Source organism: Paraburkholderia sp. JHI869 (assembly GCF_038900775.1).
Taxonomy (GTDB): domain Bacteria; phylum Pseudomonadota; class Gammaproteobacteria; order Burkholderiales; family Burkholderiaceae; genus Paraburkholderia.
Window position 1 is genome coordinate 237,653 of the sequence record NZ_JAYMSC010000002.1, and the last position, 21,212, is coordinate 258,864.

The window sequence follows — 21,212 nt, forward strand, 5'->3', positions numbered from 1 at the left end:
GATGAGTGCGTATGCGTCATGCGCTCAGGTACTCGCGCACGTTCGCGTAGCCATAGGCGTAGTTGCCGCGCGTGTTCGCCGGCACGCCGTTGAACACACCGCCCTGCACACGCACGCCAGCATTGCGCAGACGCTTGAGCGCCTCGGCGATTTCGCCTTCGGTGTGCATGCCCGAGCGCAGCACGAGGAACGTCGAGCCCGCATGGCCGCCGATGATGGCGGCGTCGGTCACGGCGAGCACCGGCGGCGTGTCGATGAGCAGCACGTCGTAGCGGTTCGACAGGCCCTCGAGGTACTGCCCCAGACGCGGCGACATCAGCAGCTCGGACGGGTTGGGCGGACGACGGCCGCACGACATGAAGTGCAGGTTGTCCACTTCGGTCGCGCGAATCGCCTCGTCCAGCGAAATCTGCCCCGAGAGCAGCTCGGAAAAGCCGTTTTCCTGCGGGCCGCCCAGATAGCGTTCGAGCGCGCCGCGGCGCATGTCGCCGTCGATCATCAGCACGCGCTTGCCCGAATGGGCGAGCAGCACGGCGAGGTTCGCGGTCAGGAAGCTCTTGCCCACGCCGGGGACCGAGCCCGTCAGCATGACTACGCGATTGCGCGCGTCCATCACGCTGAACTGCAGCGAGGTGCGCAGGCTGCGCAGGCTTTCGACCGTGATGTCCTTGGGGCGCGAGTTCGCGAGCACTTCACGCAGACGCGTGCCGCCGCGCACCGGCGCGCGCTTTTCGAGCGCCAGTTGTTCCGGCGAAAGCGGCACGAGACCGTACACGGGCAGCTGGAACGAGCGCTCGATCTGGTCTGGATCGACGATGCCCTTGAACATGTTGCGGCGCATGAGCACGAAGCCCGTGCCGAGAATGATGCCGAGCAGCGACGCCGCCGAGACGATCAGCAGCTTCTTGGGCTTCGACGGGCTGCCGGGGCGCAGGGCCGGATCGACGATATGCACGTTGCCGCCCGTGCCCACGCGCTGCACCGAAAGCTCCTGAATGCGGTTGAGCAGCAGCACGTAGATGTCCTCGGCCACCTTCGCGTCACGCTGGAGCTGCACGGCCTTCACTTCCGTGGCCGGCAAGTCGCGGAACTTCGTGTCGTACTTCGCTCGCTCGCCCTGCAGTTGCGCGAGCTGCTGGCGCGCCGCGATCAGCACCGGATGCTGGTCGCCAAAGCGCTGCTGAAGCGACGCGATCTGCAGTTGCAGCGCCGAGATTTGCTGCTCGTATTGCACGCTGCCGTCGAGATAGATCTTCGCTTCGTCGCTTGCGTTGATCGAACCCGACTTGCTCTGGTAAGCCGTGAGCGCCGCTTCCGCCTTCTCGAGGTCCGACTTCAGGCGCGGCTGTTCGCTGCGCAGGAAGTCGAGCATCTTGCTCGCGTCGGCCTGCTTGGTCGCCACGTGCTCGCGCAGGTACGACTGCGCCACCGCGTTCGCGATTGCCGCCGCGTGCTCAGGGTCGTTGTCTTCGAGCGAGATGTCGATCACGCCCGTTTGCTTGCCCTGCTCCTGCACATTGATTGCGTTCTGGAAGCCGCTGACCGCGTCGAGGTCGTTCAGACGCACCACCTTGAAGCGGGTGCCCGGACGCGCCACGAGCTTGTTCACGAGCAGCTTCACGCCCCCGCCCTGCTCGACCTGGCCGACGCTGCCTTCAAGCAGGCGCGCGCCGTCCGGTGTCGAGATCACATAGCGGTCGTGGTCGAGCGCCGTGAGCGTGAGCTTCTTGCCCTCGAGCTCGGGCGTCACCTCGACCGAGTCGATGTTGATGACTTCGCCGCCCCACGCATAGTTGCTCAGCCAGTTGCTGAAGCCGAACCACGGACGCGAGGGCGTACCCGGCGTGGCGAGCCGTGCGGAGAGGCTGCCGATCAAGGGCAGCGAGACCGGCGTGACGGTGGTGTTCAGCTTGAACTGCTTCACCACCGGCTCGACCACGCTGCGGCTCTTGATCATCTGGATCTCGGCGTCGGTGGGCAGACTGCCCGCCGACGATCCCGAGCTGATGTTCGCACCCGTTTGCGTTTGCGTGAGGGCCTGCGACGTATAGTCGGACGGCTCCACGCGAACCTGGGTGTCGGCCGTGTAGACCGGCTTGGCGATAAAGCAGTAAAACACGGCCATGGCGATCACGGCCGCTGCGATCGCGATGAGCCAGCCGATGTCGTCGATGATGACGCGCAGCAACTGGCCGAGGACGACGTCCTCTTCCTCGGTGCGGGCCGCCGGGGCCGCCTGGCTATTGGCTTGTAGGTTCACGATTCAATCCCGTTGTTTAGGTGTTGCTCCTGCGTCTTCTCTTGAAGCTTGTTGATCGCGCAATTACTTCGCGATCTGCTTCAGATAGAAGACGGTCTGGATGGTCGGCAGCACCTGCTGCAACACACGGTTGAAGGTCGTCGAAGCGGCCGTGCCCACGTACACCACATCCAGCGGCTTGAGCTGGAATTGCGACGAAAGCATGATCGCGTCGGGCTTGGTCATGTCGAGACGGTAGATCTCGGGCTGCGTCGGGTTGTCCTTCATGCCGCGCATCACGAAGATCTGGCGCGGGTTCGCGTCGGTATCGAGAATGCCGCCCGCCTGGGTGAGCGCGTCGGCGATCGTGAGGTTGCCGCGAATGAGGCTCGTCTGCGTGGGCGTTTTCACTTCGCCCATCACGAAAATTCTGCTGTCCGAACGATCTGGAATATTGATGACGTCGCCGTCCTGCAGCAGCACGTTCTGCGTCGCGTCGCCGCCGTCGAGCATGCGATTCGCGTCGAGGATGTACAGCTTGCCGTTGCGCGTGAGGCGCACGCGGTTGATGTCGGCGCTGTCGGTCGTGCCGCCCGAACGCGTGATGGCATCCACCAGCGTGAGGGGCACGTCGCTCATGGAAAGGGGCCCAGGCGTCTTCACGTCGCCCGTGATCTGCACCTTCTGGCTGCGGTACGCGAGCACGCGCACGTCCACCTGCGGGTTCTTCACGTAGGGACCGAGGCCGGAGGCGAGCTGGTCGCGGATCTGGCCGGGCGTCTTGCCCGCGGCCATGATGCGGCCCACGAACGGGAAGAAGATCGTGCCGTCCTTGGACACGGTCTGTCCATACGGGTCGGCCTGTCCCGGCAGCGCGTTGGTATAGGGCTGCGTGAGCGCCTGCCCCACCGTCTGCGTGGTGTTGCCGCCCGTGGAGAACGTCGAGCCCTGCGGCGTCGAGAGCTCGGGGTGGTCGAACACGGTCACGCCCAGAATGTCCTGCGGCGCGATGTGATACGTGTAGTCGGCAGCGCTCGAGAACTTCGAGGGCGGCAGCGGCGCCTTAGGCTGGCCTGCGGCCGCTTGCGCCTGCTGCAGCACGACTTGCTGCGTGATGAGCGTCACGTCGAATTTCTGCTGCGGCTGGTTGTTCGGCTGTTCTTTCAGGCTCGACGTGTCGAGATAGTTGCCGGGCGCCGTAGCGCACGCGGAAACGAAGACGCTCAACGCGACCACCGCCGTCAGTTTCAGTTTTGTCATTGGCATATTCGGCTCAACCATCCCTTTACCATACGATCCATCAATTCAAGACTCTGGCGATACGCGGACACATGGTGCCCATGCGGATCGCTGACATCAGAGTTCTCCCAATTACCGAGCGCGTACACCTTGCCGCGCGCGGTGGGTTCAATGCGCTCGACCGCGGCGACCTGGCGGCGCTCGGTCACGAGCACGAGGTCTGCCGAGCGCACGAGGCGGCTGGTGATGCGGCGAGACTGATGCTCGCCCACTTTCATGCCGCGCTCGGCAAGGAGCCACTGCATCACGGGGTCCATGTCGTCGCCTTCGCGCGCACGCAGGCCCGCCGATTGAAACGATTCCGGGCGTGAGCCCTTCTGTTCGCTCAAACGTTCGCGAAAGAGCTGCTCCGCTGCCGGAGACCGGCAGACGTTGGCGTGGCAGACGATGAGCACGTTCTTGATCATGATCGCGTGACTCCCTTCCTTGACATAACGCTATGCACCAAGCCCCGCAACGCTCAGGCCAGCGCCTGCGTCGCGACGCTTTCGGCGCGCGCACGGCTTGCCTGCGTCGCGCTCGCGCGGCCGACGGCGTGATACTCGATGCCGAGTTCCTGCAGCGCGGACGGCTCATAGAGATTGCGGCCGTCGAACACGATCGGCATCTTCAGTTGCGACTTGAGCGTTTCGAAATCGGGGGCCTTGAAGACCTTCCATTCGGTTGCGACCACAACGGCATCGGCATCGCCCGCCGCTTCCATGGCGTCGCTCACGAACGACAGCCGCGCCTGATGTTCCGGCGCGTGCGCGAGATCGATCGCAAGTACACGCTGCGCCTCGGCGGTCGCGACCGGGTCGTAAGCCTTGACCGTGGCGCCGCGCGCAAGCAGTTCGGCGATGAGCGTGCGGCTCGGCGCCTCGCGCATATCGTCGGTGTTCGGCTTGAACGCGAGACCCCAGACGCCGAACGTGCGGCCCGTGAGGTCGGAACCGAAGCGCGTGACGATCTTCTGCGCGAGCACCTGCTTCTGCGCTTCATTGACGGACTCCACGGCACGCAGGATCTGCAGCGGCTCGCCGAAATCCTCGGCAGTGCGCATGAGCGCCTTCACATCTTTGGGGAAGCACGAGCCGCCATAGCCGCAGCCCGCGTAGAGAAAGTCGTAGCCGATGCGCGGGTCCGAGCCCACGCCGCGGCGCACGGCCTCGATATCGGCGCCCACGCGGTCGGCCAGGTTCGCGAGTTCGTTCATGAACGAAATGCGCGTGGCAAGCATGGCGTTGGCCGCGTACTTGGTGAATTCGGCCGAATGCACGTCCATGTAGAGCGTGCGCTCGTGATTGCGGTTGAACGGTGCGTAGAGGCGCTTCATGACCTCTTTCGCGCGCTCGCCGGGCACGTCGTCGTTGCAGCCCAGCACGATGCGGTCGGGCCGCGCGAAGTCTTCGACTGCCGCGCCTTCCTTGAGGAACTCGGGGTTCGAGACCACCGAGAACATGTGGCTCTCGCCGCGCTTGCGCAATTCGGAGGCGATTGCGTCATGCACGAGCGCGGCCGTGCCCACCGGCACCGTGGACTTGTCCACCACCACCTTGAAACCGGTCATGTGGCGGCCAATATTGCGCGCGGCCGCCAGCACGTATTGCAGGTCGGCGGAGCCGTCTTCGTCGGGCGGCGTGCCCACGGCGATGAACTGCACGTCGCCGTGCGCGACCGCCGCTTCCACGTCGGTCGAAAACTTGAGCCGGCGCGCGCGCACGTTGCGCTCGATGATTTCCTTCAAACCCGGCTCGTGAATCGGCACGATGCCTTGATTGAGCAGGTCGATCTTGCGTTCGTCGACGTCGAGGCAAAACACGTCGTTGCCGATGTCGGCAAGACAAGCGCCCGTCACGAGACCCACATAACCGCTGCCAATGATCGTCAGATTCATGCCCACCTCAAAAGTGAATGGTTCTTCGTTTCATGCGAAACGTTGCGCACACAAGCATCGCGCGCACTCGCTTCGCCTCAATATGCGTTCTGGCCTGCGAAGCCCTTCCACATGGTCATCGCCACGATGCGCAGGTCGAGCGCGAAGCTCCAGTGCTGCATGTAGTGCAGATCGAAGCGCACGCGGTCGCGCATCTTCTCCACGCGATCGGTCTCGCCGCGAAAGCCGTTGACCTGCGCCCAGCCCGTGATGCCCGGCTTGATGCGGTAGCGCGCCATGTAGCCGCGCACGAGGTCCTTGTAGATGTCGTCGTGCGCAAGCGCGTGCGGACGCGGGCCCACCACCGACATCTCGCCCTTGAGCACGTTGATGAATTGCGGCAGTTCGTCGAGGCTCGTGCGGCGCAGGAACGCGCCCACGCGCGTCACGCGCGGATCGTTGCGGCGCGCCTGCGTGATCTGCCCCGCCACTTCCGCATGGACCTTCATCGAGCGGAACTTGTAGATCTCGAACTCGTTGCCATCCAGCCCCTTGCGGCGCTGCTTGAAAAACACCGGGCCCTTCGACGTGAGCTTCACGGCGAGCGCAATCACGGACAGCAGCGGCGCGAGCGCGACCAGCACGGCGCCCGCGAACACGATGTCGAACACGCGCTTGGGCAGCACGCGCAGGTCCGTGACCGGCGAAGCCGCGAGATTGATGGCCGGCACGCCGAGCAGATCGACCACGGGCTGGCTGAAGAACGAGAGACTGCGCACGTCCGGAATGAAGCGGATGTTCACGAAGTCATTGCGCAAGGCCGTGACGATGCGGTGGATCGTGCGCTCCTTCGTGATCGGCAAGGCGAGCCACAGTTCGCGCACTTCGTTTTCGCGCACGAATTCGAGCATGGCCTGGAGGTTGCGCTCCACGGGCACGCCGTCGATCGCTGCGGCGCCGTCGGCGTCGCTGTCCTCGTCGAACACGAGCGCCGGGTGAAAGCCCGCTTCCGGGTGAAAGCGCATGTGTTCGATCAGGAAGCGGCCATAGCGCGGGCCGCCCACCACGGCCACGGCTTTCTGGTTGTAGCCCTCGCGGCGAATGCCACGCAGCACCATGTGCACAAGCGCCTTCGAAACGATCAGCAACGCCACCGAGGCGACGACCCAGTACGCGAGCCACAGGCGCGAGAGCGCATCGGCGCGGTGGAGGCTAAAGCTCAGCAGGATCCCCGTGCCCTCCACGGCGAGCCAGGCGGCGCACACGCGCGCAAAGAGGGCGTACAGCGACTTGCCGCGCCACGACTTGTAGATCCCGAATGCCGGAAACATCCAGATCGCCAGCACGCAGTTGAACGCGAGCGCCACACTCTCCGCGTCGGTGAGCGGCACGAACTGGCCACGGTGCAAGGCGGCCGCGAGCAGCGCTCCAGCGGCAATGGCGGCAACGTCGAAAATTCTGGCTAGAACGCTGAGCATGTCCGGCACCTCGGTTTAAAAAAATGAATCGCGGCCACGCTCTGCAAATCATGGCCGGTCGCTTCAAAAGTTTCTGGGACTGCGTCGCCGCGAAATACGGGTGGCGATGCGAATTCTGATCCGAATAAACCCTAATAAGGCGCGATAAAAATTCCGGCCGCAAGCCTCAAAAGTATCTCCAATTGTTTCGCCCCTTTCGGGTCATTTTTTCTTGAATTTTGTCGGCAAAGATTGCCGGAATCCATGCCCACATTGGCTCACGACCCCGGTCATTCCGGCAGATTTTTCCTGCCGGGACACCTGATTTTGGGTTCTGACAAGAAATTACGGTGGCTCGAAGAGGAATTTTTATTGATTTTTTTATCGATATTCCGATGCGAAACGGATGCGATTTAAATTTAATTCGAATATTTTCCGTTTTCTTCTTTACGACTCGATTTATGACGATTTTAAGCATGCTACAAATTGCATCACCGATACCTTTTACAGGAGAGCGAGATGACGGATACGGGTTCCGCTACGGCATCGGCAAAAGCGTCCCAGACGCGTGCCGAAACGCGCAGTGCATTGCAGGTGTGCCCTGTGGTGCTCGCGGGCGGCGCGGGCTCGCGGTTGTGGCCTTTGTCGCGCGAGCAATATCCGAAGCAGATGATCAACCTCGTAGGCGAGCAGTCGCTGCTTGCCAACACCGCGGGCCGCCTCGATGCGCTCGCCGAGCGCGTGACGCTCGCAGAGGAATTGCTGATCGTCTGCAATGAAGAACATCGATTCACCACCGCCGAGCAGGTTCGCGTGGCGGGCAAGCAGGCACGTCTGATTCTCGAGCCCGTGGGCCGCGATACGGCGCCCGCGCTTACGATCGCCGCGATGTCGGTGGTGGCGAAGCACGAGGACGGCATCCTCGTGGTGATGCCGGCCGACCATGCGCTTGCCGACCTCGAAGCGTTTCAGAACGCAGTGGCCGAAGGCGTGCGTCATGCGGCGAACGGCCAGATCGTGACGATGGGCATCGTGCCCACGCATCCCGAAGTGGGCTATGGCTACATTCACGTGGGCGAGCCGCTCGCGAACGCCGAACCCAACGGTGCGCGGCGCCTGAACGGCTTCGTCGAAAAGCCCTATTTCGAGCTGGCGCAGCAATACGTCGCTTCGCAGCGCTACTGGTGGAACAGCGGCATTTTCATCGTGCGCGCATCGACCTGGCTCAAGGCGATTCGCCATTTCCATCCGGCCATCTACGCCGCCTGCGCGGAATCGATCGAGCACGGCAAGGCAGACGGCGACTTCTTCCGCGTGGATAGCGAAGCGTTCGCGCGTTCGCCCTCGAACTCGATCGACTACGCCGTGATGGAACCGCTCGCCGGCGACCCGACAGTCGCAAGCGGCGTGGTCGTGCCGCTCACCGCCGGCTGGACCGATCTCGGCTCATGGGACACCGTCTGGCAAGTTTCGCCGAAGGACGATGAAGGCAACGTCGCGCACGGCCGCGTGATGTTCGAAGGCGCCAGCGACACCTTCGCGCATTCGGACGGACGGCTCGTGGCCTGCCTCGGCACGAAGGACCTCGTGGTCGTGGAGACCCCGGACGCCCTGCTCGTCGCCGACCGCTCGCGCGCCCAGGACGTCAAGAAGATCGTGCAACGCCTGAAGCAGGAACGCCGCACGGAAGCCGTGGCGCACCGCCTCGTGCATCGTCCGTGGGGTCACTACGACAGCGTGGACAGCGGCGAGCGCTTCCAGGTCAAGCGAATCGTGGTCGAACCGGGCGCGCGCCTCTCGCTGCAGATGCATCACCATCGCGCCGAGCATTGGGTCGTCGTCCGCGGCACGGCGCTCGTCACGCGTGGGGAAGAACGCTTCATCGTTTCGGAAAACGAGTCAGCGTACATTCCGCTTGGCGTGTCGCATCGACTGGAAAATCCGGGCAAGATGCCGCTCGAGATCATCGAGGTGCAGTCGGGCTCGTATCTCGGTGAAGACGATATCGTACGTCTCGACGATCAGTACGGCAGGCAGTGAAGAGAGCAGTAGAAAGGCAGGAAGGCTGCGCGCACCGCGCGCGCGGCCTTGCAAGATCAGCGAGAAAGCGTGCGGTAGCGCGTACCGGTGGTGCCAACCGTGCGCCGTTCGGCAGTGCCGGACGACGACGTATTGGCTTCGCGAGCTTCGCTGCCGTTGAGCAATGCGCCCGTGGCGGTGTAACGCTGTACCGGCGCTTGCAGCGGTGCAAGGCGCGCGCTGCCCGGCACGGCCGGAGGCAACGCGCGTGCGGCGGCGGCATTCGACGGATCGCCACGCGTCACGCTTACACCTTGCATGGGCGCGTGCGGCAACGCCGTTTTCGAACCGCTTTGCGCGGCGCCATGCGAGGCGGCGAGCTTGGCAGTATGCGAACCCGGCCAGGAAACGCCGGACGTGGACTCGGAGCCTTCGCGATCGAGCCATTCGCGCGCCCAGTCGAAGGCGAAATTCCTCGCGGATTCGCGATCCTGGAACGGCGGCCCGATCAGGCCCGAGCGCTCGATGCGCTTGCCATCCTTGAGAATTTCCACGGCCCCGCGGTACATGCGGTTGCGCACGGGCTGCACAGTCAGGCTCATCGTATAGCCGCGCCATTCCGCCACCTGCACCACGCCACCCGCCGGGTGCGCGCTGCGATGCGACGCGTCGCGCGGCATCGCGCGAGTCGCAACTGGCTTGCTCACGCGCGAAGGCGAGAACGATCCGAACGGTGCGTCGCTTTGTGAACGCGTCGCACTCGCAACGGTCGTTGCACTCGGAGCGCTTGCAGCATTGGGCACGACAGGCGCGCCGAGCGAATCGGGCAATACCGGTTCGCCGCCAGCGAGCTGACGCATCATGCTTTCCATGGGGTCGGCAAGCGGCGCGTCGGCGAGCGCGGCGGGCGCCTGCCAGGCTTCGGGGCTCTTCCAGAACACGGCCGGCTGGCCGTCGTCCTCGGCGACTTCCTCGACTGCCACTGCAACGGGTTGCGTATCGGCCTGCGCGGGCTGGGGCACATAAATGAACTTGCGCCCGCGCTGCGAGAGCAGCTCGACCAGTTCGATCAGCGTGCCGCTACCGTGCCATTCCTCGAAACGACGACGGCAGGTGGGCCCGGACGGATAACGCGCGGGCAGGCGCGACCACGACTCACCGGTGGTGAGAATCCAGAGGACGGCATTGGCCACGACGCGTGGCTCGGCACGAGGGCGGCCGCGCCGGTTGAGTCTAATAGGAGGTTCATCTGACACGAGCGAGGACACCTGCATCCACTCGTCGTCGCTCAGTTCTTCGAAATTCATGCTGTTCTCCACGCAGCCGGACCGGGGCTGCAGTGACGGAGCACTGGCTTGCGGATCTTGTTGTCCGCGTTGGCTAGCTCGGTTGCACCATATGCTTGTATGACGTGTTCATTTGCGTCCCGACGCGCACTCTGGCAGTGCGTTCTTTCACTGTATTGACGCAATACACGTGGTCTCACTCGTGCAAGGGAGAATTTGTGCAGGAAGCATACCACCTGAAACCAGCCGATGAGGAGGGCCGTAATAAGTGTTACGGTTAGAAACAATCTCCACCTTGAATCATCGGAAACATCGTCGAAAAAGGCCTGAAAACACGGTGTTTTACAGCGTGGATACACTTGTAACAGGTTCATTCGTTGCGTAGCCGACGCGTGACCGGCGCCCTACACGATTCCGAATGCATGCATACCACTTGAGACACAGCGAGCTCGTCCGACCTCGTGCGTTTGCCAATCCATGCTCCTGCAGCGTTATCGTTGTGCCCGCAACAAATGACATGGCGATGAAATCGTCAGATGCATCATGAAACGTTCACGGCGAGACTCGGCGCTTCGCTCAGGTTGCACCTCCGCTCACCGAACGCTCGTGCGGCGTCACGTAGCGAAGCCGCGCAAACGAATCCGTCTATAGTAAGGGCGCACTGAACCACCACGGAGCTTCGTGTATGCAAACCTCTGTTCCGCGCGTCGCCACGGCGTTGATGACCACCCTGACCCTGGCGCTGCTCGCCCCCTGGGGCGCCGCACAGGCGCAGCTCGGCAACCTGCTCAACCAGGGCGGCAACAGCAGCGGTTCGGCACAGGGTGCGCTCGGCAATCTGGGGGGCCTCGGCAGCTCGCTTTCGGCGCCCTCGCTCACCTCGAACAGTCTCGGCAATGTCACCGGCGTGCTGCAGTACTGCATCAAGAACAATTACCTGAACGCCGACGCCGCGAGCAACGTGAAGGACTCGCTGCTCAGCAAGCTGCCCGGCGGCGCGAACACGTCCGATAGCGGCTATACGCAGGGCACGAGCGGCATCCTCACGGCCGGCAATGGGCAGAAGCTCGACCTCACGGGCAGCGGCCTCAAGGAGGAGGCCACGAAGCAGGTCTGCGACAAGATCCTGAGCCAGGCGAAATCGATGCTGTAGCGGCAACTGGCCCGAATGTGGATGTGCGCGGGCGCACGGCCCGCGCAATCTGTGTGCCGTAAGCTTTGAACACGAACGAAGACTGGCTGTCGAATGGAATCAACCGGTCTTCTCTCGGCATTGCTGCTCGTAGCCATGACCAAGCGACAAATTCCCGTGATATTCGCGTTCCCGGCCACTGCGCTGAGGGGCGCGCTTAGCGGCCTTGCCGCGCTCGCCGCCCTGCTCGTCCCAATGGCCGCGCATGCGCAATCCAGCACGCGCGATCAGCAGTTCGACTGCAAGTCCGATCCCCACACGTTCATTTCGTCGCTGATTGACGAAAAATCCATCGAGCCCGAGCCGAGCCGCGTCGAAGCGAATTCGGTCAACGCGTTCAGCCCCGTGCGCGGCACCCGCCTGAGTGCGTTCGGCTTTCCCATTTACGTGGTGCTCGGCTACGAAAGCGACGACACGCTCTTCAAGCGAGGCGCGGGCAAGGAGATCGCCTCGCCGCTTTATGGCGTCGTCGTGTCCGCGCCCGCGGAGAAGGTGCGCTCGCGCGTGCGCGAAGCCAACAGCGACGCCACCGTGCAATCGGTCGTGCCGCTGCTGCTCACGGCAATCGTGTGCGGCGGATAGAACTCAACGGAGCGCACTGCGCGCAACCAGGCCTTCAGCCGCCGAAGAACGCCAACGCGCCCAAACCCACGCCCACAATCGCCACGCCCACCGACGTATTGAGCAGCCAGCGCCGCCGCGTGAGCAGCGTAATCGCCGTGAGCGCGATCGAAATCTGAATGAGCGTCGTGGCCTGCGCCCAGCGATGATGGCCGTGCAGCACGTGCTCGCTTAGCGCATCGTCCTGCTCGACGATTTTTTCGAGCGCCTCCGCCTTCGCGCGGATCGGCTCTTTTTGCTGGCGATAGCGGTCGGCGTCGGCGGCAAAGCGCTTTTGCGCGGCGTCCGAATTCGGTGCGAGCGCGGAGAGTTGCGCGCCCAGCTCCGCGAGATTCTGCTTCTCGCCCTTCGCCTGATAATAAGCCCATTGATTCGCGGCTTCGGTCTTGCGAATCGCCGCTTCGTTCTTGTAGTAGAGCGCCTGGTTCTCGCTGTTGCCGCTCTGGTAGGCAAAGATCGCTCCAATCGAAGCGAGGATCGCCGTCATCACCGCCATGCGGCCAGGGAACGGATCGCCCTCGCCGTGCCCGCCATGGCCCGCCGCGGCGTGTTCGACCGCGTGGTCGTGCGGCCCATGCACTTCGTACTCTTCAGACATCCAAAGACTCCGGTTTCGCTAACTCGTTATCCTGCCGCCTTTTCCCCGTGCGGCGCACCTTATATCGGACGCTCAATTATCGTGAGCGCGGCGCGCTTGTCCAGTACTCGAAATGCATCGGATGTAACGAAACCGAAAATGTCCTCTGACGAAAGCCAATCGTAGGTTTTATCGTCTATTCATTCAATATGGGTATCCCGGGATGTTGCAGTGCATCCCCTCCCGCCTGCCGTTTGCAAACGTGGATTGGCGCCCTGAACGCGGCCCGCATCGTTGCAGTGCCACATGGCCCTATATGTAACGTCGCGAAGCATGCCCTAAAGCCTTCTGCCGGTAATAAATTTCAGCCTGGAGACCATCATGGGGCCGACAACGGCCGCGCACGCTGCGGCTATCGATACCGTTGCACACAGCGCGCGTCTGAAGATCGAGGACCTGGACGAAACCGATGGCCTGATCGACGCGATCTACGACGCAGGGTTCGACGCGCAACGCTGGCCGGATGTCTGTACGCGCATTGCGCAGCGCATCGGCGCGCAACACGTCAATCTCACCATGCTGCCGCCCGAAAGCACGTTCTCGCTCGCCGAGTGGGACGGCATCGACGCCTCGTTCGCGCAGTCGTATGCGCAGCACTACGGCGCCTTCGATCCGCTCGTGCCGCAGGTGCGCCGCTGGCCCGCCGGCACGCTCGTAACCGACACAATGATCCGCCCGCAGGGAAGCCACGAGCGCAGCGCCTTCGTGCAGGAGTGGGTGCGCCCGCAGCGCTTCTACACAGTGGCCTTCGCAAACGTGCTGCGCGAGGGCGACATGGCCGCCGTGCTCGGCGCGCTACGCCACGAAACGCGCTTCTATAGCGAAGACGAACTGGACGCGCTGCGCACGCTGCTGCCGCATCTGCGCAATGCCTTGCGCGTGCAGCGGCACACGGCCCGCACCGTCGCTTCGCACGACGATAGCGCTCACGCTCCCGCGGATGCACTCGACGCGCTCGCGCACGGCGTCCTGATCGTCGACGCCGATGCACACATCGTGTTCGCGAATCGCGCCGCCACGGCGCAGCTCGCACGCGCAAACGGCCTGCGCACAGAACACGCCGCACTCAGCGCCGCCACGGCCGCCGCCACGCAGCAGTTGCGCGCGTTGATCGCGCGCGCCGCCGGGCGCGAAGTGCGCGGCCGCACAGGCGGCGCGATGCTGATTGCCCGCCAGCCGCCCGACGAGCCGCTCCAGGCGCTCATCTCGCCGCTAGGCGCGCACAGTCATGCCGACTATTACACGCATGGCGCGCGCGCCGGTACGGCCATGCTCATCGTGATCGATCCACAGTCGTCGCGGCGCGGCGTGGAAACGCGTCTCGTCGCGCTGTTCGGCCTCACGCCGGCGGAAGCGCGCGTGGCCTGCGAAGTCGGCCGTGGCCTCAACCCGAAAGAGGTGGCCGAAGCGCTGCAGGTGCTGCCCTCGACCGTGCGCACGCATCTGCATCACGTGTTCGCGAAAACAGCCACGCACCGCCAGGCGGAGTTGATGCGTTTGATCGCGCAGCTTGCGATTGCACGGGGCGATTGATTGGATGTTTCGTCGACGCAAAAAAGAAGCGGCCCGCGCTTCCTACGTTCGATGAACGCGGATTGCGCGGGCCGCAGCACACTCTTGTCCGCGACGATCAACCGCCCAGATAGGCGCGCTTGATATTGTCGTTGGCGAGCAGATTGTCGGCGCTATCGGCGAGCACCACGCGCCCCGTCTCCAGCACATAGCCGCGATCGGCCACGTGCAGCGCCTTGTTCGCGTTCTGCTCGACGAGGAACACCGTCACACCTTCCTCGCGGATCGTGCGGATGATGTCGAAAATCTGCGCGATCACGAGCGGCGCGAGACCGAGCGTGGGTTCGTCGAGCAGCAGCAAACGCGGCTTGCTCATGAGCGCGCGGCCAATGGCGAGCATCTGCTGCTCGCCGCCCGACATCGTGCCCGCGCGCTGTTTCGCACGCTGGTTCAGACGCGGAAACAGCTCGAACACGTGCTCGACGCCTGCGTCGATCTCGTGCTGCGAGGCGAAGAAACCGCCCATCTGCAAGTTTTCGAGCACCGTGAGGCTCGGGAACACGCGGCGGCCTTCCGGCGAAATCGCCATGCCCTTGCGCATGATCTCGTGCGTGGGCATGCGCGTGATGTCCTCGCCTTCGAACGTCACCTTCCCCGCAGAAGCGCGCGGCGTGCCGCACACGGTCATCATGAGCGTGGTCTTGCCGGCGCCGTTGCTGCCGATGAGCGTGACGATCTCGCCCTTGTTCACTTCGATCGACACGCCCGCCAGCGCTTCGACCGCGCCGTAGTGGGTATGGACCTTTTCCAGCTTCAGCATCAGTCCTCTCCGAGATAGGCTTTGATCACGCGCGGGTCGTTGCGCACTTCATCGGGCTTGCCGATCATGATCGGCTTGCCGTGCTCCATCACCAGGATGCGGTCCGACACGCCCATCACGAGGCTCATGTCGTGCTCGATCAGGAGTACGGAGATTCCGAACTCGTTGCGCAAGCCGTCCACCATCTGCTGCAACTCGACCTTCTCCTGCGGATTCAAACCTGCCGCGGGTTCGTCGAGCATCAAAAGACGCGGGTCGGTGATCATGCAGCGCGCGATTTCGAGCCGGCGTTGATGGCCGTACGACAGCGTGCCCGCCTCGCGGTTCGCGACCTGCTTCAGGCCCACGCGTTCGAGCCAGTACGCAGCGCGCTCGAGCGCAGCGCGTTCGGCGCGGCGGTACGCAGGCGTCGCGAACAGGCCGCTCAGCATGTTGCGGTTCACCTTCAGGTGCTGCGCAACCATGAGGTTTTCCAGCACCGTCAACTGCTTGAAGAGACGAATATTCTGGAACGTGCGCACGAGGCCGCGGCGTGCGACCTGGTGGCTCGGCTGGCCGGTAATGGCGTGGCCTTCCAGAACGATGTCGCCCGCGGTCGGCTTGTAGAAACCGCCCACGCAGTTGAACACCGTGGTCTTGCCCGCGCCGTTCGGCCCGATGATGGCGAACACCTCGTTCGGACGCACGTCGAAGTCGATGCCGTCCACAGCCAGCAGACCGCCGAAGCGCATCTGCAGGCCTGCTACTTTCAACAACGCTTGTGCGCTCATTGCGGCAACTCCACGTGCGGACGGCTCGCGGGCAACAGGCCCTGCGGACGCCACATCATCATCAGCACCATCACCAGACCGAAGATCAGCATGCGGTACTCGGCAAAGCCGCGCGCCACTTCGGGCAGGGCCGTGAGCAGGATCGCGGCAAGCACGACGCCCAACTGCGAGCCCATGCCGCCCAGCACCACCACCGCGAGAATGAGCGCCGATTCGATGAAGGTGAACGACTCGGGCGTGACGAGGCCCTGGCGCGCCGCGAAGAACGCACCGGCGAGACCCGCGAACGACGCGCCCAGCGTGAACGCGGAAAGCTTGATGCGCGTAGGGTTCAGACCGAGCGAGCGGCATGCGATCTCATCTTCGCGCAGCGCTTCCCACGCGCGGCCCATCGGCATGCGCAAGAGGCGGCTCGTGACGAACAGCGTGAACGCCACCAGCACGAGCGCGAGCAGATACAGGAAGATCACCATGTGCTCGCCGCTGTACTCGATGCCGATCAGCTCGTTGAACGTCTTCGCGCCTTCCACGCTCGCGTGGCGGGCCATTTCGAAGCCGAACACAGTGGGCTTCGGAATGCTGGAGATCCCGTCCGGGCCGCCCGTGATGCTCGTGAGGTTGTTGAGCAACAGGCGGATGATCTCGCCGAAACCGAGCGTGACGATGGCGAGATAGTCGCCGCGCAGGCGCAGCACCGGGAAGCCGAGCACGAAACCGAACGTCGCAGCAGCGAGCGCTGCGAGCGGCAGGCATTCCCAGAACGTGAAGCCGAAGTACTGGTTGAGCAGCGCATAGGTATAGCCGCCCACCGCGTAAAAGCCCACGTAGCCGAGGTCGAGCAGACCCGCGAAGCCCACCACGATGTTGAGGCCGAGGCCGAGAATCACGTAGATGAGCGCGAGCGTGGCCACGTCGATCGAGCCGCGCGAACCCATGAACGGGAACACCGCGCCGAACGCGAGCAGCACCCAGATCGCCACGCGCTGCTGGCGCGCGCCGAGCGCGGGCGCCTTAGGCAAGCGCACGTTACTCGTTGCGCGCACAAACATCGGCTTGACGAGCTGGAACACGAACACCACGGCGGCCGCGATCCACACGGGGCGCCAGTGCTGCTGGAGCACGACCTGATAGCCATCCAGCGTGAGCTGCAGGCCGAGAATGGGCGCCGTGAGGATGATGGTCGCCACGGCGGCGGCAAGCGCGCCCTTCACCGTTTGCGAGGAGGACTGGCCTTGCGAGGCCACACGAACCGAAACAGTCTGACTCATTTCGACCTCACACCTTTTCGACGTCCGGCTTGCCGAGCAGGCCGGTGGGACGGAAGAGCAGCACGAGCACGAGCAGGCCAAAGGCCACGACGTCCTTGTACTCCGCAGGCATGTAGCCCGAGGCGAAGGTTTCGGCGAGGCCGAGCAGCACGCCGCCGAGCATCGCGCCCGGAATGCTGCCGATGCCGCCTAGCACCGCCGCCGTAAACGCCTTGATGCCCGCAATGAAGCCGATATACGGATTGAGCTTGCCGATCGTAAGACCGATCAGCACGCCGCCGACGGCCGCGAGCATCGCGCCGAGCACGAACGTGAACGAGATCACGCGGTTCGTGTCGATGCCGAGCAGGTTGGCCATCTTCATGTCTTCCGCGCAGGCGCGGCACGCGCGGCCCATGCGCGAGCGCGAAATGAAGAGCGTGAGCGCGATCATCAGCACGAGCGTCACGCCGACGATCAGCATGCGCGCGTACGGAATCGTCACTTCGAAGTTGCCGCCCATGTTGAAGTCGAGCGCGCCGGAAATGAGCATCGGCACGGACACGTCACGCGCGCCCTGCCCGATCTGCACGTAGTTCTGCAGAAAGATCGACATGCCGATGGCGGAGATGAGCGGCACGAGGCGCGGCCCGCCGCGCAGCGGCCGATACGCCACGCGCTCGACCGCAAAACCGTAGAGCCCGGTCACGAGCACCGAGACGATGAGCGCCGCGCCCAGCACGAGCGGCAGCGGATAACCCGCCGAGGTGCCGATGGCCGTGAGCGTGACGAGGCCCACATAGGCGCCGATCATGTAGATCTCGCCGTGAGCGAAGTTGATCATGCCGATGATGCCGTAGACCATCGTGTAGCCAATGGCGATCAGCGCATAGATCGCACCCAGCGTGAGCCCGTTGACGAGCTGCTGGGTGAACTGCGGAAGAAAATCATTCATGCTTTAAGCCCCGCGGCCGTGAAGCCGATGAGAGACCTTTGAGGGGACCTTTGAAACTGACCTGTTACTTTCGTTGCGCGCACAACCGCTATAAAAACGCCCCGCCGCGAAAAGGCGGGGCGTATGCAGCGTGCAGCGCCGGAATCAGTTCGCGGCGGTCTTGGTGGCGTCCTTGTGCCACGTGTAGACGACGAAGCGGAACGACTTCAGGTCGCCCTGTGCGTCGTACTCGACCTTGCCGATCGGCGTGTTGAACGCGTTCTTGTGCAGGTAGGCCGCGACCTTGGTCGGGTCCGTGCTCTTCGCGCCGGCAATGCCGTCGGCGATCACTTCAACCGCGGCGTAAGCCGGCATCTGGAACGGGCCGTTCGCGTCGCGCTTGGCGTCGGCGAATGCCTTCACGAGCTTGGCGTTGGCGGGGTCCGAAGCGAAGTCGGCGGGCAGCGTGACGAGCATGCCTTCCGAAGCCGGGCCGGCGATGGCCGTCACGTCCTTGTTGCCCACGCCTTCCGGACCCATGAACGTGGCCTTCACGCCCTGTTCACGCGACTGGCGCATGAGCAGGCCCATTTCCGGGTGATAGCCGCCGAAGTAGACGAAATCCACGCCTTGCGACTTGAGCTTCGTGACAACTGCGGAGTAGTCCGAATCACCAGCGTTGATCCCTTCGAACACGACAACAGGAATGTGCGCCTTGTCGAGCGCAGCCTTCACCGACGTGGCGATGCCCTGGCCGTACGACTGCTTGTCGTGCAGGATCGCGACCTTCTTCGGCTTGACCTTGTTGATGATGTAGGCAGCGGCAGCCGGACCTTGCTGGTCGTCGCGGCCGATGGTGCGGAAGATGAACTGGCGCTTCTTGCCTTCGGTCAGCTGCGGCGCGGTGGCGGACGGCGTGACCATCACGACGCCTTCGTTCTCGTAGATGTCCGAAGCGGGAATCGTCGAGCCCGAACAGACGTGGCCGACCACGTACTGGATGTGCTGCGACACGATCTTGTTGGCGACGGCGACAGCCTGCTTCGGCTCGCACGAGTCGTCCATCAGGACGGCTTCGAGCTTGTTGCCGTTCACACCGCCAGCGGCGTTGATCTGCTCGATGGCAGTCAGCGCGCCCGCCTTGACCATGTCGCCGTACTGGGCGACCGGGCCGCTGAACGGGCCGGCAATGGCGATCTTCACGGTGTCGGCGTTTGCGGATGCACCAAAAGCGAGCAGCGCGGCGGCGAGAGAAACAGCGGTAAGGCGGGACAACGTCATCAGGAGCTCCTCGATTGTTTTCGGGTCAACCGGTCAGACGGAATGACCTGCGCAAACGAACAGCGCCCCAATGACATTCAATGGGGAACAACCACGACGAGCACCAAGAGAAAAAGACGTGACGGGGCCCGGCGTGTATCAGCGCCCTGGTAGGCGGCTGAGTTCGGAGAGACTGCTGAGTTACAGACTCTGTTGCGCAAGCGATCCGCCTGCCCCGTTCGCTGCAATTCGTACCGGTAAGGTGGACCGGCCTGAATCAGCGACCCGCGGATGCTATCAATAATCCGTTTTAACGGCAACTAAGGGTTTTTTCGGATATCGACTTGAGTTTTGACATCGGTCAATTGAGGGTAATTTGGAAAAGCGCTTGAAAAGGCTCGGGAAAATGGCCTTCCTGGCGGGCTACAGTGCGCACTTCCCGCTGAGATGACCAGCTGGTGCGGGTGTGTGGAACAACGGTTTTTTTGATTTTTACATGCACCCGATTGCTATTTTAATTTTAAGCGAAATCTCATCGATGAATCATATCGATTTATAAAATCTGAAATTAACTAATTTTCACCCAAAAGGCGCCGAGCATATTATCCACATACCGGGAATACCCTAAATGCAAAATGCGCCAAATCGTTGATTTACAAAGACAAATATTACATTCATCTTAAAATGATTTTTCGTGATTACTGTACCGACCCCATAAATATTTCACCGTCTCCGCACTCCCCTTTCCAATCCGAAAACGAGAAAACTTTCGCCTAAGCGGAAAGTTTTCCCATAATCGGATCGCGCAATCTCGAATTAATCCCTGCGACACCGTCGCGCGCCCGCCTCACTGACCTGCTAGCGCGTTCCAGCCCCGCAAGAGTCGGTGGTATCCTCGCTCCCTCGCCGCGCCCGCATGCACCACCACGGCGCATGCCGCGTGCTCTCGCGCCACGCGTGAAGCCGGCGACGCCGCACCGTGCAGATCCGAAAAAACCGCAAGAACCCAGCACTCGGGGGAGATCAAAGAGAATGAAGACCTTCAAGCAGGCAGCCGTTGCCGCCACCCTTTCCCTGATCGCCAGCGCCGCCGCACTCGCGCTGACTTCGGGCGCCGCACGCGCCGCCGAAACCGCGACCGTCGAAGTGCTGTCGATCGTCGAGCACCCCGCGCTCGACGCGATCCGCGACGGCGTGCGCGACGAACTCAAGGCCGCGGGCTACGACGCCGGCAAGAACCTCAAGTGGGAATACCAGAGCGCGCAGGGCAACACGGGCACCGCCGCGCAGATCGCGCGCAAGTTCGTGGGCGACAACCCGAGCGCGATCGTCGCCATCGCCACGCCCTCGGCGCAAGCCGTTGTTGCCGCAACGAAGTCCGTGCCCGTGGTGTACTCGGGCGTGACCGACCCGGTGGCCGCGCAACTCGTCAAGACGTGGACGCCGAGCGGCACGAACGTAACCGGCGTTTCCGACAAGCTGCCACTCGACAAGCAGGTCGCGCTCATCAAGCGTGTCGTGCCCAACGCGAAAACCGTCGGCATGGTCTACAACCCTGGTGAAGCGAATTCGGTCGTGGTCGTGAAGGCGCTCAAGGCACTGCTCGCGCAGCAGGGCATGACGCTCAAGGAAGCCGCCGCGCCGCGCACCGTGGACATCGGCGCCGCTGCGAAGAGTCTGATCGGCAAGGTCGACGTGATCTACACGAACACCGACAACAACGTGGTTTCGGCGTACGAAGCGCTCGTGAAGGTCGCCAACGACGCGAAGATCCCGCTCGTCGCCTCGGATACGGACAGCGTGAAGCGCGGCGCCATCGCCGCGCTCGGCATCGATTACAGCGACCTCGGCCATCAAACGGGCAAGGTCGTCGTGCGTATTCTCAAGGGCGAGAAGCCGGGCGCGATTGCCTCGGAAACCAGCAGCAAGCTGCAACTGTTCGTGAATCCGGCCGCCGCGCAGAAGCAAGGCGTGACGCTCTCGGCCGACCTGCTCAAGGACGCGACCACGGTCGTGAAGTAAGCACCGCACAGGTGGGCGCCGACACGGCGCATCGCACGCAGT

The 21,212-nt window shown here is 63.4% G+C and carries 17 protein-coding genes; 5 read left to right on the plus strand and 12 right to left on the minus strand.

Translation table 11 applies throughout. The features are described from left to right. Positions 1-16 precede the first annotated feature (16 nt). From VSR72_RS04375 to VSR72_RS04395, 5 genes are all read right to left on the minus strand, one after another. Positions 17-2,263 (minus strand): polysaccharide biosynthesis tyrosine autokinase, encoded by a 2,247-nt coding sequence (locus tag VSR72_RS04375; RefSeq protein ID WP_342951565.1) that lies wholly within the window; start codon positions 2,261-2,263, stop codon positions 17-19. A gap of 60 nt (positions 2,264-2,323) precedes the next feature. Next, entirely contained in the window at positions 2,324-3,499 is a 1,176-nt protein-coding gene (locus tag VSR72_RS04380; protein ID WP_342951199.1) for a polysaccharide biosynthesis/export family protein, read from the minus strand. Further along, positions 3,496-3,945, minus strand: coding sequence for a low molecular weight phosphotyrosine protein phosphatase (locus tag VSR72_RS04385; RefSeq protein ID WP_342951200.1), 450 nt, complete (start codon positions 3,943-3,945; stop codon positions 3,496-3,498). Before VSR72_RS04385 ends, VSR72_RS04380 begins: the two co-directional genes overlap by 4 nt. Before the next feature lie 53 nt (positions 3,946-3,998). After that, complete coding sequence (locus tag VSR72_RS04390) at positions 3,999-5,414, minus strand: UDP-glucose/GDP-mannose dehydrogenase family protein (protein WP_342951201.1); 1,416 nt, start codon at positions 5,412-5,414, stop codon at positions 3,999-4,001. A gap of 77 nt (positions 5,415-5,491) precedes the next feature. Further along, positions 5,492-6,871, minus strand: a complete 1,380-nt coding sequence (locus VSR72_RS04395; protein WP_342951202.1) for an undecaprenyl-phosphate glucose phosphotransferase — start codon at positions 6,869-6,871, stop codon at positions 5,492-5,494. 498 nt (positions 6,872-7,369) lie between these two features. Between VSR72_RS04395 and VSR72_RS04400 the strand changes: the two genes are divergently transcribed. Further along, complete coding sequence (locus tag VSR72_RS04400; RefSeq protein ID WP_342951203.1) at positions 7,370-8,890, plus strand: mannose-1-phosphate guanylyltransferase/mannose-6-phosphate isomerase; 1,521 nt, start codon at positions 7,370-7,372, stop codon at positions 8,888-8,890. Between the two features lie 56 nt (positions 8,891-8,946). Here VSR72_RS04400 and VSR72_RS04405 read toward each other — a convergent pair whose 3' ends face one another. Beyond that, positions 8,947-10,176 carry a transposase gene (locus tag VSR72_RS04405; protein WP_342951204.1) on the minus strand — a complete coding sequence of 410 codons (1,230 nt, stop codon included), beginning with the start codon at positions 10,174-10,176 and terminating at the stop codon, positions 8,947-8,949. Between the two features lie 664 nt (positions 10,177-10,840). Here VSR72_RS04405 and VSR72_RS04410 point away from each other — a divergent pair. Further along, positions 10,841-11,308 carry a DUF2501 domain-containing protein gene (locus VSR72_RS04410; RefSeq protein WP_342951205.1) on the plus strand — a complete coding sequence of 156 codons (468 nt, stop codon included), beginning with the start codon at positions 10,841-10,843 and terminating at the stop codon, positions 11,306-11,308. A 135-nt stretch (positions 11,309-11,443) separates the two neighbouring features. Beyond that, positions 11,444-11,929 (plus strand): hypothetical protein, encoded by a 486-nt coding sequence (locus VSR72_RS04415; RefSeq protein ID WP_342951206.1) that lies wholly within the window; start codon positions 11,444-11,446, stop codon positions 11,927-11,929. Positions 11,930-11,963: 34 nt separating this feature from the next. On the opposite strand, the gene VSR72_RS04420 is transcribed toward VSR72_RS04415, so the two are convergent. Further along, a complete protein-coding gene (locus VSR72_RS04420) occupies positions 11,964-12,566 on the minus strand; it encodes a DUF4337 domain-containing protein (RefSeq protein ID WP_069266055.1) in 603 nt (200 codons plus the stop codon). A gap of 360 nt (positions 12,567-12,926) precedes the next feature. Here VSR72_RS04420 and VSR72_RS04425 point away from each other — a divergent pair, with 360 nt between their 5' ends. After that, positions 12,927-14,138, plus strand: coding sequence for a helix-turn-helix transcriptional regulator (locus VSR72_RS04425; protein WP_342951207.1), 1,212 nt, complete (start codon positions 12,927-12,929; stop codon positions 14,136-14,138). A 97-nt stretch (positions 14,139-14,235) separates the two neighbouring features. Here VSR72_RS04425 and VSR72_RS04430 read toward each other — a convergent pair whose 3' ends face one another. From VSR72_RS04430 to VSR72_RS04450, 5 genes are all read right to left on the minus strand, one after another. Beyond that, positions 14,236-14,937, minus strand: coding sequence for an ABC transporter ATP-binding protein (locus VSR72_RS04430; RefSeq protein WP_342951208.1), 702 nt, complete (start codon positions 14,935-14,937; stop codon positions 14,236-14,238). Then, positions 14,937-15,707, minus strand: coding sequence for a high-affinity branched-chain amino acid ABC transporter ATP-binding protein LivG (gene livG / locus VSR72_RS04435; protein WP_133180235.1), 771 nt, complete (start codon positions 15,705-15,707; stop codon positions 14,937-14,939). Before livG ends, VSR72_RS04430 begins: the two co-directional genes overlap by 1 nt. Then, positions 15,704-16,975: a high-affinity branched-chain amino acid ABC transporter permease LivM gene (locus tag VSR72_RS04440; RefSeq protein ID WP_342951209.1), complete on the minus strand. Its 1,272-nt coding sequence runs from the start codon at positions 16,973-16,975 to the stop codon at positions 15,704-15,706. Before VSR72_RS04440 ends, livG begins: the two co-directional genes overlap by 4 nt. Before the next feature lie 7 nt (positions 16,976-16,982). Next, positions 16,983-17,909, minus strand: coding sequence for a high-affinity branched-chain amino acid ABC transporter permease LivH (gene livH, locus VSR72_RS04445; protein ID WP_158760308.1), 927 nt, complete (start codon positions 17,907-17,909; stop codon positions 16,983-16,985). A gap of 144 nt (positions 17,910-18,053) precedes the next feature. Then, positions 18,054-19,169: a branched-chain amino acid ABC transporter substrate-binding protein gene (locus VSR72_RS04450; RefSeq protein WP_342951210.1), complete on the minus strand. Its 1,116-nt coding sequence runs from the start codon at positions 19,167-19,169 to the stop codon at positions 18,054-18,056. 1,011 nt (positions 19,170-20,180) lie between these two features. Between VSR72_RS04450 and VSR72_RS04455 the strand changes: the two genes are divergently transcribed. Then, a complete protein-coding gene (locus VSR72_RS04455; protein WP_342951211.1) occupies positions 20,181-21,170 on the plus strand; it encodes an ABC transporter substrate-binding protein in 990 nt (329 codons plus the stop codon). Positions 21,171-21,212 lie beyond the last annotated feature (42 nt).